The organism is Pseudomonas sp. B6001 (assembly GCF_013386015.1).
Classification (GTDB): domain Bacteria; phylum Pseudomonadota; class Gammaproteobacteria; order Pseudomonadales; family Pseudomonadaceae; genus Aquipseudomonas.
Genome location: NZ_JACAOX010000018.1, coordinates 1 through 13,350, shown reverse-complemented (window position 1 = coordinate 13,350; position 13,350 = coordinate 1). Strand labels below are relative to the sequence as shown.

The window sequence follows — 13,350 nt, the reverse complement described above, 5'->3', positions numbered from 1 at the left end:
GCGCTGCTAAGCTGAATCAATCCCCGCCATCCTGGCTGCCCAGGAGGTTCTATGATTCGTTCGATGCTGTACGCCACTGACCTCGGTCTGTATGCCCCCTATGTGATGCAACATGCCCTGGCGCTGGCGCGAACGTTCAAGGCTGATCTGTATGTGATTCACGTGGTCGAGCCCATCGGGCTGTTCGCCGAATCGGTGTTGCAGAGCTACCTTGATGAGAAGGCCTTGAGTGAATGGCAAAGCCAGGGCCTGACGACGGTGATGGCGACCATCGAGCAACGGGTGCTCGACAGTTTTCGCGAGGAGCTGGGGGACGGGGAGCAGGACCTCAAGTTGATCCGTTCGGTGCGGGTGATCCAGGGTGATCCTTGTGAAGTGATTCTCGACCAGTCGCAGAAACTCTCTGTGGATTTGTTGATCGTAGGTAGTCACAGCCAGGCGGTCGGGGTGGCAACACCCCTGGGGAGAACCGCAGCACGGGTGCTGCAGCTGTCCCAGGTGCCGGTGTACCTGGTGCCGCTGTTGCAGCGTCGACGCAGTGACGACGTGTGATTGGTAGAAAACGATAAAAAGTTCTAGATTTATCCGTCTAACCTTTAATATAGTTATATACCGTCGCTGATACCCGTGGCGTCTATCCGCTTTGAGGGACACATATGAAGCTTCAACAACTGCGCTACATCTGGGAAGTGGCGCACCACGACCTCAACGTTTCCGCTACTGCTCAAAGCCTTTACACCTCGCAACCCGGTATCAGCAAGCAGATCCGCCTGCTCGAAGATGAGTTGGGCGTTGAAGTGTTCGCACGCAGCGGCAAGCACCTGACCCGTGTCACCCCGGCCGGTGAGCGCATCATCACCACCGCCGGCGAGATCCTGCGCAAGGTCGAAAGCATCAAGCAGATCGCCCAGGAATTCTCCAACGAGAAAAAGGGCACCCTGTCGATCGCCACCACCCACACCCAGGCGCGTTATGCGCTGCCGCCGGTGATCAGCAGCTTTATCAAGCAGTACCCGGACGTGGCCTTGCACATGCACCAGGGCTCGCCGATGCAGATCGCCGAGATGGCCGCCGACGGCACCGTCGATTTCGCGATTGCCACCGAAGCGCTGGAATTGTTCGGCGACCTGGTGATGATGCCGTGCTACCGCTGGAACCGTTGCGTCGTGGTCCCACAAGGTCACCCATTGGCCAAGCTGCCGAAGCTGACCCTGGAAGCCCTGGCTGAATACCCGATCGTGACTTACGTGTTCGGTTTCACCGGCCGTTCGAAACTCGACGAAGCCTTCAGCCATCGCGGCCTGACGCCGAAAGTGGTGTTCACCGCGGCTGACGCCGACGTCATCAAGACTTATGTGCGCCTGGGCCTGGGTGTCGGTATCGTCGCCAAGATGGCGGTCGACACCAAGCTCGACAACGACCTGGTGGTGCTCGATGCCAGCGAGCTGTTCGAGTCCAGCGTGACCAAGATCGGCTTCCGTCGTGGCACCTTCCTGCGTGGTTTCATGTGCGACTTCATTGAAAAATTCGCGCCGCACCTGACGCGCGAAGTGATGGCCAAGGCCATCCAGTGCCACAACAAGCAGGAACTGGAAGAGCTGTTCGACGGCGTTGAACTACCGGTTCACTGATCGGCTTACTTGACCTCGGTAACAGCAAACTGTTGCCGAGCGCCCCCCACCAGAATCTCCACCTCATCCCCTTCGAACTTGCCCAACAGGCTTTTGCCCAGGGGCGAGCGTGGGGTGATGACGGTCACCGGTTGCCCCACCACATCGACCTTCAAGCCTGCGCCGTCCGGCGCCAGGAATAGCCACTGCTGGCGATCGTTTTCATCTGCCAACCCCAGTAATGCGCCCACTTCGATGCCGCGCTGGTCATTGTAGGCCCGCAGTTGCATGTTCTGGCAGAGCGTCAGCGCCTGCCGGATCTCCTCGACGCGTCGGGCCTGGCCGGCTGCCAGGTAAGAAGCCTCCAGGCCCAGGGTGTCGTACTTGTTCTCGGCGATGTTTTCTTCGTGGGTCGCGGTTTCGTACGCGGTTTGCGCAGCGCGCTGGGCGATATCGAGATCGACCGCGAGTTTGTCCAAAACCAACTGGTGAACGGCGTGTTTATTCATGGGCGGCTTTCGTGATCAATCGCAAAATTGCAGGACGTTGGCCCGGCTCTTGTCGTTGGGGGCGTTCTGGTCCTGTTGCAGCCAGAACTGGCATTTGGGGTTGGACAGGTTACGCGGGTTGTTGCGGGCCTGGTCCAGGGTTTGCTGTTGCTCCTGCTTGCGCAGGTTCTCCTGGTACTGCTCGAACATCCGGTTCGGTGGCTCCGGTGCAACCACCTCCGGCTTGCCCAGTTGCTGCACCACTCGGGCCACCGGCGCCACGGTTTGCTCGGGCAGGTAGCGGGAAGCCAGCCACACGCTCAGCACAATGGCGATAAACCCCAGCCACAGGCCGAAGGCCACAGCGATACTGAGCTTGAACAGCGAGAACGAACGATCAGACATGGTGGCCTCCTGGCAGGCACGTGCGGCATGGCGCCGATTGTCCCACAGCCGCGCGCAGAATAATCGCGATCAACCCTTCTGTATCGAGGCATTTATACGGACAATCGAGCCTTTGAGCGTTGGAGCCCGGAATGAAAGCCCGCTGGGATATTTTTTGCAGCGTCGTCGATAACTACGGCGACATCGGCGTGACCTGGCGCCTGGCCCGGCAATTGGTGGCGGAACAAGGGTGTGCGGTGCGCTTGTGGGTCGATGACCTGCGGGCGTTCGAACGCATGTGCCCCGAGATTGATGTGCAGGTGCACCAGCAATGGCAAGAGGGCGTCGACGTGCGCTACTGGCCCTCCGACTGGCCGGCGACCGACGCGGCAGACGTGGTGATCGCTGCGTTCGCCTGTCAATTGCCGCCTGGCTACATGGACGCGATGGCCGCACGCGACCGCACGCCGCTGTGGATGAACCTGGATTACCTGAGCGCCGAAGACTGGGTGGTCGGCTGCCACGGTTTGCCCTCGGTGAAATTCAAGGGCGTGCAAAAGTACTTCTTCTTTCCCGGATTCCGTCCCGGCACCGGCGGCTTATTGCGTGAGGCGGGGCTGCTGGAACAGCGCGATGCCTTCCAGCAAGACGCCGCCGCCCGGCAGCAGTTTCTGCAGGCGCTTGGGGTTTTCCCGGTGGACGGTGCGCGGATGATGTCGTTGTTCGCCTATGAAAACGCCGGGCTGGCCAGTTGGCTCGACGTGCTGGCGGCCGATGGGCGCGCCACTCATCTGCTGGTGCCGGAAGGGCGGATCCTCGGAGATGTGCAGGGCTGGCTGGGGGTCGAGTCATTGGAAGTAGGTGATGTGCACCGGCGCGACGGGTTGACCGTGCAAGTGCTGCCGTTTGTGCGCCAGGAGCAATACGACCGGCTGTTGTGGTGCTGCGACTTCAACGCCGTGCGCGGCGAAGACTCGTTCGTGCGGGCGCAATGGGCCGGGCGGCCACTGTTGTGGCATATCTATCGCCAGGACGAAGACATTCACCTGGACAAGCTCGATGCGTTCCTTGAGTTGTATACCGAAGGTCTGTCTCCGGCTGCGAAAGTCGCGTTGGTCGGCCTTTGGCAGGCCTGGAACGCTGATGGCGATATGGCACTTTGCTGGAAAATGCTGCTGGAACACTGGCCGGAAGTGACCGCGAACGCCGAGAAATGGGCTCTGGAACAAGCCTCGCGGACCGATCTTGCGACGGCGCTGGTACAGTTTTATGTAAATTGGATATGATACGCGACCTTGATTTTTGTAAATCCCATCCAAATTTCGGATATTCGCAATGAAAACTGGTAAAGAACTGAAACCCGGTACAGTGATCCGTCTCGAAAACGACCCTTGGCTGGTTCAGAAAGCTGAGTTCACCAAGTCTGGTCGTAACAGCGCAATCATGAAGACCAAGCTGAAGAACCTGCTGACCGGTTACAAGACCGAGATCGTCTACAGCGCCGATGACAAACTGGACGACGTGATCCTCGACCGCAAAGAAGCGACCCTGTCCTTCATCAGCGGCGACACCTACACGTTCATGGACACCACCGACTACACCATGTACGAGCTGAACGCTGAAGACATCGAAGCCGTTCTGCCGTTCGTGGAAGAAGGCATGGAAGACGTCTGCGAAGCTATCTTCTTCGAAGACCGTCTGGTTTCCGTAGAGCTGCCGACCACTATCGTGCGTAAGGTTGCCTACACCGAAGGTTCCGCTCGCGGCGACACTTCGGGCAAGGTGATGAAGCCTGCCAAGCTGGCTAACGGTACCGAACTGCAAGTAGCCGATTTCATCGAAATCGACGACCTGATCGAGATCGACACCCGTGAAGGTGGTTCGTACAAAGGTCGCGCCAAGAAGTAACTCCTGCGCCACCGGTACGATAAAAAAAGCCCGACCATGCGTCGGGCTTTTTTGTGGGTGCCGGTTTTTACTTCAGGTGTTGCTTCAGCTCCTCGGACGCCTGCAGCAGCGCCGAACGAACCTCCGGTACCTGGCTGACGACATTCAGCAAACCGTAGTCATGGATCATGCCGTTGTAGCGCACGGCGGTCACCGGTACACCGGCTTCATCCAGCTTGCGGGCATAGGCTTCGCCTTCGTCACGCAGCACGTCCGAGCCTGCGGTCTGAATCAACGCAGGTGGCAAACCCTTGAGCTGCGCGGTGCTTGCCCGCAGGGGCGACGCATAGATCTCGGCGCGCTGGTTGGTGTCGGTGGTGTAGTTGTCCCAGAACCACTTCATCATGTTGCGGGTCAGGAAGTGGCCTTCGGCAAACTGGTTGTAGGACCCGGTGTCGAAGTTGGCGTCGGTCACCGGCCACAACAGCAGTTGGAACTTGATTGACGGAGTGCCCCTGTCCTTGGCCATCAGGCTGACCACCGCCGCCATGTTGCCGCCGACGCTGTTGCCGGCGACGGCCAGGCGTTTGCCATCGACGTTGATCTCGCTGCCGTGTTCGGCCACCCACTTGGTTGCCCCGTACGCCTGGTTGATCGCCACAGGGTAGTGCGCTTCAGGTGATGGCGTGTAGTTGACGAACACCGCCGCCGCTCCCGACCCCACCACCAGGTCACGCACCAGGCGCTCGTGGGTCGGGAAATCCCCGAGTACCCAGCCACCGCCGTGGAAGAACATGAACACCGGCAATGTGCCCTTGACCCCGGCCGGACGCACGATGGTCAGGCTCAGCGGCTGGCCATCGACCTGAATGGTCTTCTGGTTCACGTCGGCCTTGGGCAGCGTCAGTTTCACGCCTGACTGTGCACCTGTCAGCACCGCACGGGCTTCCCTGGGCGTCAGTTGCTCCATCGGTTTGCCGGTGCCGGCGTTCAGTACATCGAGAAACGCCTGGGTGTTGTGTTCCACGTCACCGCTGGCCGCAAAGGCATTGGTGATCGAGAAGGCGAGCAGGGTGCCGGTGAGTACTTTGCCAAATGTGTTCATGTTCTTCTCCAAAAAACCGCGTGGGTCAGACGGTTACGTGCAGGCGTACATCGACGTTGCCACGGGTGGCGTTGGAGTAAGGGCAGACCTGGTGCGCAGCGTCGACCAGGCTTTGCGCGTCGTCCTGGGCCAGGCCGGGCAAGCTGACGTGCAGGTCGATGTCCAGGCCGAAACCGCCGGGGATTTGACCGATGCCGACGTGGGCAGTGATCGAAGCGTCATCCGGGATTTTGCGTTTGGTCTGGCTGGCGACGAATTTCAGGGCACCGATGAAGCAGGCGGAGTAACCGGCGGCGAACAGTTGTTCCGGGTTGGTGGCCTGGCCACCCGCGCCGCCCAGTTCTTTTGGCGTGGAGAGTTTTACATCGAGGATGTTGTCGCTGGAAACAGCACGACCATCACGGCCGCCGGTGGCGGTGGCTACTGCGGTGTAGAGAGCTTGCATGGTGATTTCCTCGTCAGTATCTGCGCTAAATGTTTGCGCGCTAAGTAAGTGGCGAGGTGAATGTATCGCGCTAATAGTTAGTGTGCAAGATATATTTGGAAAATATTTTGCGTGCTTTGATAGCCAGGCATTGCACAAACAAATGTGGGAGCGGGCTTGCTCGCGAATGCGGTGTGACAGTCACTAGATGCATTGACTGATCCACCGCATTCGCGAGCAAGCCCGCTCCCACATTTTTTGATGCGTGGTGCCTTTAGAGGGAGACTTGCAGGTTTTTTCGCAGTGCCAGTAAATCGCCCTGCAGCTTGCGCAACTGCTCGATGTCCAGCCCGCTGGCGCCCAGGATGCACTGTGGAATATCCATGGCTTTGTCCCGCAGGGCGCGCCCGGCCTCGGTCAATTCAACCACCACCACGCGCTCGTCTTCGCGGCTGCGGGTGCGGCTGAGCAGGCCTTCGGCTTCCAGGCGCTTGAGCAGCGGCGTCAGGGAGCCGGGATCCGTCAGCAGGCGATTGCTGATTTCGCCTACGGTCAAGCCATCCTCTTCCCACAGCACCATCATGGCCAGGTACTGCGGATAGGTCAGGCCAAGGGCTTGCAGCAGCGGTTTGTAGACCTTGGTCATCAACAACGAGGTGGAATGCAGGGCAAAACACAGCTGGTTGTCGAGCAACAAGGATTCGCAGGTATCGAGGGGCTTGGTCATGGCAGTGCCTTAAAACGTGTCTGGTTTCGAATCTAGCGGGCAAATCTTTAACGCGCCAGACAATTCTGTCCGGGCGGTCAACCCAGGCCGCTTTGCAGTGCCAGGTCCCAGGGCGGCACAGGGCTGAAGCGCGCCTTGAGGTATTCCAGCAACAAGCGGCTGCGGGCGTTGGCGTGTTGCTCCAGGCGGAGCGCATAGATGCCCGCGGTTTCAGGCGTCGGCAGGCCGTTCTCGCAGAACAGCGGGACCAGTTCACCGCGCACCAGGTATTCACTGGCGAGCCAGGTGGGCAGATGCGCAACACCCAGTCCGGCCAGCGCGCCTGAAAGCAGGGCTTCGGCGTTATTGGCGCTCATGCGAATGCGCTGCGGGCGGTAGGTGGATTTGCGCCCATCGAGCTCAAAACGCCAGGCGAACATCGGTGCCAGGCCTTCCCAATCCAGGCCGTCATGCTCGCTTAACTGGCTGGGATGGGTCGGCGTGCCACGGCTTTTCAGGTAGGCCGGGCTTGCGCAAGCGATACGCACGATGCTGGCCAGTGGCGTGGCAATCAGCCGGGTGTCGACGATATGCCCGGCCCGCAGCACCAGGTCGACCTTGCCCAGATGCTCGCCCTGCATGTCGACAAAGCTGTCGATCAAGTGCAGGTGCACGTCCAGTCCCGGATAGACGTTGAGAAAGTCAGCGATGGCAGGCGCCAAATGCCGCCTGCCGAAAGCCGCCGGTGCGTCCACGCGGATTAACCCTTCAGGCGCATGACTCAGCGACACCGCTTCGGCCCGCGCCAGTTGCAGCTCGCTGACAATCCGCCGGGCGCGCTCGGCAAACGCCAGGCCGGCGGGCGTCGGCACCACCGCATGGGTGCTGCGTTGAAACAGCCGGCTACCCACCGAGCTTTCCAGGCTGTCGATGCGCCGCGCCACGGCCGAGGGCGTGAGCGGGTGACGGCGCGCGGCTGCAGAAAAGCTGCCGGCTTCCAGTACGTCGAGAAACAGGCTCAGTTGATCGGTCAATGTATTGGGGTTCATCAGCGTCTGCTTGTGCGAGATTGGCACAGCCATTGTGCGTTGCTGTGCGTTTCCGCACCAGAGCGGACTGCGTAGCATGCAAAGCCTGGGAACAGCAGGAGCGAGCGGGTGGCAGATTTAGCGTTGTATTTAATGCTGGGCGTAGCGTTGGGCACGGTCGGTGGCTTGTTCGGCATCGGTGGCGGGCTGATTGCCATTCCCGTGCTGGGGGTATTTTTCGGCCTCGACCAGCAGATCGCCCAAGGCACGGCCCTGGTGATGGTGGTGCCGAATGTGATGCTGGCGTTGTGGCGTTATCACCAGCGCAACCGGATTGAATTGCGTCATGCACTGCCGTTGGGCGTGATGGGTTTTTCCTTCGCCTGGCTGGGCTCGATCTGGGCGGTGGGGATCGATGCTGACGTGATGCGGGTGGGTTTTATCGCGTTTCTGCTGGTATTGGCGTCCTACAACCTGCTGCGAATGTTTACCCACAATGCACCGCCGTCAGCGCAGATGCGTTATTCCTGGCCGTGGCTTGGGGTGTTGGGCGCGGCGTCGGGCTCCATGGGTGGCTTGTTCGGGGTGGGCGGTGCAGTGGTTGCCACGCCGGTGCTGACCAGCATCTTCGGCACCAGCCAGGTGGTGGCCCAAGGGCTGTCGCTGGCCCTGGCGCTGCCGAGCACCAGCGTGACCCTGGTGACCTACGCCTGGCACCACGAAGTGGACTGGATGATCGGCGTGCCTTTGGCCGTCGGCGGTTTGCTCAGTATCAGTTGGGGCGTGAAAGTCGCCCACGCCATGCCTGAGCGCATGTTACGCGGGCTGTTCTGCGGGTTCCTGGCGGTGTGTGCGGTGATGCTGACGTTTAAAGTTTGAAGCCTTCGAGGATGTATTCGGCGAGGCATTCGGTAATCGGCGAGGTGGTGCGCGGGTTGCGCAACAGCCGCAGGTTGACCGACGGCAGCGGCGGAAAACCGTCCGCTGTGCCCAATATGCGCAGGTCTTCGGTCACCAGGCTTTCCATATTGATCGTGACGGCCAGGCCGGCACCCACCACTGCGAGGATCGCGGCCCCGTTGGAGCTGTGATACGCCAGTCGGTACTCCTGCCCCTGGGCGTCCAGCGCGGCGCGTGCCCACTGCGTGCAAAAACTGTCGAGGCCGGAAATGGCCAGGGGCAGGGCGCTGTGCTCATCCATACAGAAGCAGGGCGCCGCCACCCACACCATGCGTTCATGGCGCAGCAGTTCGCCGATTTCATTTCCCGGTTCGCGGCTGATAACGGTCAGGTCGAGGTCCCGGCGCTGCATCAGCACCGGCGACGACTCGCAGTGCATTTCAATCTGGATCAGCGGGTAAGCCTTGGAGAAGCGCTTGAGAATCCCCGGCAAGTAGCGCATCACGTAATCGTCCGGGGTGCCGATGCGCACCAACCCGACCATGTGCGGCTCGCGCAGGGTGTTGAACACCTCGCTGTGCAGCTTCAGGATCCTGCGGGCATAGCCCAATAGCACCTGGCCTTCCGGAGTCAGCCGCACCTGGCGGCCATCGCGCTCGAACAACTTGCGCTGCAACACATCTTCTTCCAGGCGCTTCATCTGCATGCTTACCGCCGACTGGGTGCGGTTGACCTGCTCGCCGGCGCGGGTAAAGCCCCCTTGATCAGCGATGGCGACGAAGGTGCGCAGCACCTCGGTGTCGATACTCGGGTAGCTGGACAATTGATCAATCTCCGAGATGTATTGCATAAGAAACATTCGTTGGATTGATCATAGCGCCAGGCACAGACTTCAGTCATCCCCACTGGAGGGCGAGATGATGAAAGGTCAAAGAGGCTTTGTACTGATGGCGAAGCGGCCGTTTTCCGGGCTGCTTCAACTGGGTTCCCGGTGGATGGCCGTGCACCGTGAGCGTCAGCTGTTGATGAGCATGAGCGATGAGGCGCTCAAGGACATCGGGCTCAACCGTGGCGATGTCGAGCAGGAAAGCCGCCGGCATTTTTGGGAAGACCCGCTGCGAAAATGACTCGGGATGCAGTAGGGTGGTTCGCGAGCACACAAGGAGATGCCCATGCCCGCAGAACTGTCCTTTTCCCTCAAGCAGGCGCGACGCCTGGCGCTGGCCGCCCAGGGTTTTTCCGGGCGCCAGCCGCCGGCGTTGATCAAGGCGGCGCAGGTCAATCGCCTGGTTGAGCGTTTGGGCGTGTTGCAGATTGATTCGGTAAATGCGGTGGTGCGTTCGCACTACCTGCCGCTGTTTTCCCGTCTGGGGCATTACTCTCCGTTGATTCTAGAACAAGCCGCCTGGAGTTCGGGGCGGCGCCGCTCGCTGTTCGAATATTGGGGCCATGAGGCGTCGTTGTTGCCAATGGCGCTGTACCCATTGATGCGCTGGCGCATGGAACGGGCGGCCCGGGGGCAGGGGATCTATCAGCAAATGGCGCGTTTTGGTCGCGAGCAGCAGGCCACCATCGCCCGGGTGCTGGGCATCGTCGAACAACAAGGCGCCCTGGGTGCGGGCAGTTTGTCGACCCGCGAGGAGCGCGCCGGCCCGTGGTGGGACTGGAGCGATGAAAAGCATGCGCTGGAATGGTTGTTCGCCGCCGGCCAGGTGACCGTCGCCGGGCGGCGGGGTTTTGAGCGTTTGTATGACCTGCCGGAGCGTGTGATCCCGGCCGACATTCTCCAGCAAGCCCCGTTGGACGAGGCTGAGGCGCAACGCGGTTTGCTGCTGCACAGCGCCACGGCGCTGGGGGTGGGCACTGAAAAAGACCTGCGCGACTACTTCCGTCTGGACCCGGCCGACAGCCGTGGGCGCCTGGCGGAGCTGGTCGAGGATGGGCAATTGATCACCTGCGAGGTCCAGGGCTGGAAACAGCCGGCTTATTGCCTGCCCGAGCCAAAAGTCCCGCGCAAGGTGCCTGCCAGCGCACTGTTATCGCCTTTTGATTCGCTGATCTGGGAGCGCAGCCGTACCGAGCGGTTGTTCGATTTCCGCTATCGGCTGGAGATCTACACGCCCCAGGACAAGCGGGTATATGGCTACTACGTGCTGCCGTTCCTGCACAACGAGCGGATTGCCGCGCGCGTGGATCTGCGGGCGGAACGGGCGGCCGGACGCCTGGCGGTGCACGCCGTTCACGAGGAAGAGCCGGGGCTGGACGAGGAGGGCATGCGCGCGCTGGCCCTGAATCTGCGGCAGATGGCCGACTGGCTCGGGCTTGAGCAGATACAGCTCAATTGCCAGCGGGCCAGTGCGGCACGGTTGCGGGTAGAGCTTTTAACGCTTGACCTGTTTTAGCGTCTCGGCAATCAGGAATGCCAATTCCAGCGACTGATCGGCATTCATCCGTGGGTCGCAGTGGGTGTGGTAGCGGTCCGACAACCCGTCTTCGGTAATCGGCCGTGCGCCACCGATGCACTCGGTGACGTTCTGCCCGGTCATCTCGATATGAATCCCGCCGGCGTAAGTGCCTTCGGCTTCATGCACCTGGAAGAACTCCTTCACCTCACTGAGAATCTGCGCGAAGTCCCGAGTCTTGTAGCCGCTGCTGGCCTTGATGGTGTTGCCGTGCATCGGGTCGGAACTCCACAGCACCTGTTTGCCCTCGCGCTGTACCGCGCGGATAAGGTTGGGCAGATGGTCGCCGACCTTGTTGGCACCCATGCGCGCAATCAGGTTCAGGCGGCCCGGGTCGTTGTCCGGGTTGAGGATGTCGATCAGGCGGATCAGGTCGTCGGGGTTCATGCTCGGGCCGACCTTGACCCCGATCGGGTTGTTCACCCCGCGCAGGAATTCGACGTGGGCACCGTCCAGTTGGCGGGTGCGATCACCGATCCAGAGCATGTGTGCCGAGCAGTCGTAATAGTCGTTGGTCAGGCTGTCGCGGCGCACGAAGGCTTGTTCGTAGTTGAGCAGCAGCGCTTCGTGGGCGGTGAAGAAACTGGTCTCGCGCAGTTGCGGCGAGCTGTCCATGCCACAGGCACGCATGAAGGCCAGGGTTTCGTCGATGCGGTCGGCCAGTTGGCTGTACTTCTCGGCCAGGGCGGAGTTGGCGATGAAGTCCAGGTTCCACTTGTGCACCTGGTGCAGGTCGGCAAAACCGCCCTGGGCAAACGCCCGCAGCAGGTTCAGGGTGGCGGTGGACTGGTGGTAGGACTGCAGCAGGCGGTCCGGATCGGGCACGCGGCTTTTTTCGTCGAAGCCGATACCGTTGACGATATCGCCGCGGTAGGCGGGCAGGGTGATGCCGTCGATGGTTTCATCGTTGGAAGAGCGCGGCTTGGCGAACTGGCCCGCCATACGCCCGACCTTGACCACCGGGCAGCCGGCAGCGAAGGTCATCACAATCGCCATCTGCAGCAGCACCTTGAAGGTGTCGCGGATTTTTGCCGCCGAGAACTCGGCAAAACTCTCGGCGCAATCGCCGCCTTGCAACAGGAAGGCGCGACCCTGGGTCACCTCGGCAAACTGACGGCGCAACTCACGGGCTTCACCGGCAAACACCAGCGGCGGATAGCTCGCCAGGTTTTGCTCGACCTGCGACAAATGCGCGGCGTCAGGGTACTGGGGTTGTTGCTGGATCGGCAGGGCGCGCCAGCTGTCGGGGCTCCAGGGTTGGCTCATCATGAACTCGAGTGATTTGCGGTCGGGCCGTCATGTTATCAGCAATTAGTACGTGACCTGCTGCCGCCGGTTCGCCCACAATCCCGGCTTTCCCGTTGGCACGCCGTTAGGAGTTGCAATGTCTGAGGAGCGCGTCGAGCGCCTGCTGGCCGAGGTCCATGATGACTTCGGCATGATCCGCGTGCTGGAAGTGGCCGATTACCGCTTTCTCGAGTTTGGCGATGCCATCGAGCAGAGTTGTGTGTTTACTGCTGACCCGAGCTGGTTGGAGTATGACTACACCCGCGCGATGCTGATTGGTGCGTTGTGCCATGAGCAGCCGGAGAGTGCGTTGTTTCTTGGGTTGGGGGCTGGGACGTTGACCCAGGCTTGCCTGAAGTTTCTGCCTTTGGATGATGTGGAAGCCATCGAACTGCGGCCTGATGTGCCGCGTCTGGCCATTGAGTACTTGGGGCTGGATGATGATCCTCGGCTGTATATCCGCGTTGGGGATGCGTTGGAATTGCTGCCTTCGGCTGAGTCGGCGGACCTGATTTTTGTCGACCTGTATACGGATGTTGGCCCTGGGGTTGGGCACCTGGCCTGGACGTTTCTGGAGAATTGCCAGAAGAAGCTGAACCCGGGGGGGTGGTTGGTGATTAATCAGTGGGCTACGGATGATGGGAAGCCTTTGGGGGCGGCGTTGTTGCGTGGGTTGTATCACCGGCATTATTGGGAGTTGCCGGTGAAGGAGGGGAATGTGATTTTGCTGGTGCCGGCGGATCTGGATCAGGTGCTTGATGTGGCGGCGTTGTCTGCGCGGGCTGAGGGGTTGGCGTCGCGGTTGGGGTATTCGTTGCAGTCGCTGATCAAGGCGATTCGGCCGGCTACGTAGGGTTTTGATTGTGTACATATCCGTTGCTGCGGTAACGGCCGCTTATGGTTCCGCTCTTACAGCGGGTCACTTTTGGCAAACGCCCCAAAAGTAACCAAAAGGTCTTTGCCCCACCACTCGGTGCCTCGCCTAGGCTCGGCATGCCCGCACTCCGGCCCGGTTCCGCGGGCCGCCGCGACGGGCCATCCATGGCCCGGCGCGGCTAAATCGGCATCC

At 60.8% G+C, this 13,350-nt stretch carries 16 protein-coding genes; 8 read left to right on the top strand and 8 right to left on the bottom strand.

The features are described from left to right. Positions 1-51 precede the first annotated feature (51 nt). Entirely contained in the window at positions 52-552 is a 501-nt protein-coding gene (locus tag HX821_RS19765) for a universal stress protein (RefSeq protein ID WP_003218709.1), read from the top strand. A gap of 104 nt (positions 553-656) precedes the next feature. Further along, a complete protein-coding gene (cysB, locus tag HX821_RS19760) occupies positions 657-1,631 on the top strand; it encodes an HTH-type transcriptional regulator CysB (protein WP_003218707.1) in 975 nt (324 codons plus the stop codon). 5 nt (positions 1,632-1,636) lie between these two features. Here cysB and HX821_RS19755 read toward each other — a convergent pair whose 3' ends face one another. Then, positions 1,637-2,119 (bottom strand): GreA/GreB family elongation factor, encoded by a 483-nt coding sequence (locus HX821_RS19755; protein ID WP_177008074.1) that lies wholly within the window; start codon positions 2,117-2,119, stop codon positions 1,637-1,639. Between the two features lie 15 nt (positions 2,120-2,134). After that, entirely contained in the window at positions 2,135-2,503 is a 369-nt protein-coding gene (locus HX821_RS19750) for a hypothetical protein (protein ID WP_003218702.1), read from the bottom strand. A 131-nt stretch (positions 2,504-2,634) separates the two neighbouring features. Between HX821_RS19750 and earP the strand changes: the two genes are divergently transcribed. Both earP and HX821_RS19740 read left to right on the top strand, forming a co-directional pair. After that, a complete protein-coding gene (earP, locus tag HX821_RS19745; protein ID WP_177036254.1) occupies positions 2,635-3,768 on the top strand; it encodes an elongation factor P maturation arginine rhamnosyltransferase EarP in 1,134 nt (377 codons plus the stop codon). Between the two features lie 49 nt (positions 3,769-3,817). Then, positions 3,818-4,390, top strand: coding sequence for an elongation factor P (locus HX821_RS19740; RefSeq protein ID WP_003218698.1), 573 nt, complete (start codon positions 3,818-3,820; stop codon positions 4,388-4,390). 67 nt (positions 4,391-4,457) lie between these two features. Here HX821_RS19740 and HX821_RS19735 read toward each other — a convergent pair whose 3' ends face one another. From HX821_RS19735 to HX821_RS19720, 4 genes are all read right to left on the bottom strand, one after another. Beyond that, positions 4,458-5,474 carry an alpha/beta hydrolase gene (locus tag HX821_RS19735; protein WP_177036253.1) on the bottom strand — a complete coding sequence of 339 codons (1,017 nt, stop codon included), beginning with the start codon at positions 5,472-5,474 and terminating at the stop codon, positions 4,458-4,460. Positions 5,475-5,499: 25 nt separating this feature from the next. Then, positions 5,500-5,919: an organic hydroperoxide resistance protein gene (locus HX821_RS19730; RefSeq protein ID WP_003218695.1), complete on the bottom strand. Its 420-nt coding sequence runs from the start codon at positions 5,917-5,919 to the stop codon at positions 5,500-5,502. Positions 5,920-6,172: 253 nt separating this feature from the next. Then, positions 6,173-6,625: a MarR family winged helix-turn-helix transcriptional regulator gene (locus HX821_RS19725; protein ID WP_003218693.1), complete on the bottom strand. Its 453-nt coding sequence runs from the start codon at positions 6,623-6,625 to the stop codon at positions 6,173-6,175. Between the two features lie 77 nt (positions 6,626-6,702). Then, positions 6,703-7,653 (bottom strand): LysR family transcriptional regulator, encoded by a 951-nt coding sequence (locus HX821_RS19720; protein ID WP_008437773.1) that lies wholly within the window; start codon positions 7,651-7,653, stop codon positions 6,703-6,705. Positions 7,654-7,761: 108 nt separating this feature from the next. On the opposite strand from HX821_RS19720, the gene HX821_RS19715 reads away from it, so the two are divergent. Further along, positions 7,762-8,511 carry a sulfite exporter TauE/SafE family protein gene (locus tag HX821_RS19715; RefSeq protein ID WP_177008070.1) on the top strand — a complete coding sequence of 250 codons (750 nt, stop codon included), beginning with the start codon at positions 7,762-7,764 and terminating at the stop codon, positions 8,509-8,511. On the opposite strand, the gene HX821_RS19710 is transcribed toward HX821_RS19715, so the two are convergent. Beyond that, the gene (locus HX821_RS19710; RefSeq protein ID WP_023659060.1) at positions 8,501-9,382 is read right to left on the bottom strand and encodes a LysR family transcriptional regulator; all 882 of its coding nucleotides are present in this window, start codon (positions 9,380-9,382) and stop codon (positions 8,501-8,503) included. The genes HX821_RS19715 and HX821_RS19710 overlap by 11 nt on opposite strands. A 70-nt stretch (positions 9,383-9,452) precedes the next feature. Here HX821_RS19710 and HX821_RS19705 point away from each other — a divergent pair, with 70 nt between their 5' ends. Further along, complete coding sequence (locus HX821_RS19705; RefSeq protein ID WP_003218685.1) at positions 9,453-9,659, top strand: DUF1127 domain-containing protein; 207 nt, start codon at positions 9,453-9,455, stop codon at positions 9,657-9,659. 45 nt (positions 9,660-9,704) lie between these two features. Next, on the top strand, positions 9,705-10,934 hold the full coding sequence (locus tag HX821_RS19700) for a winged helix-turn-helix domain-containing protein (RefSeq protein WP_177036252.1): 1,230 nt from the start codon (positions 9,705-9,707) through the stop codon (positions 10,932-10,934). Here HX821_RS19700 and HX821_RS19695 read toward each other — a convergent pair. Beyond that, complete coding sequence (locus tag HX821_RS19695; RefSeq protein WP_003218681.1) at positions 10,914-12,260, bottom strand: class II 3-deoxy-7-phosphoheptulonate synthase; 1,347 nt, start codon at positions 12,258-12,260, stop codon at positions 10,914-10,916. The two genes, HX821_RS19700 and HX821_RS19695, sit on opposite strands and share 21 nt — an antisense overlap. A gap of 118 nt (positions 12,261-12,378) precedes the next feature. On the opposite strand from HX821_RS19695, the gene HX821_RS19690 reads away from it, so the two are divergent. Next, positions 12,379-13,134: a spermidine synthase gene (locus HX821_RS19690; RefSeq protein ID WP_008437778.1), complete on the top strand. Its 756-nt coding sequence runs from the start codon at positions 12,379-12,381 to the stop codon at positions 13,132-13,134. The last annotated feature ends 216 nt before the right edge of the window (positions 13,135-13,350 follow it).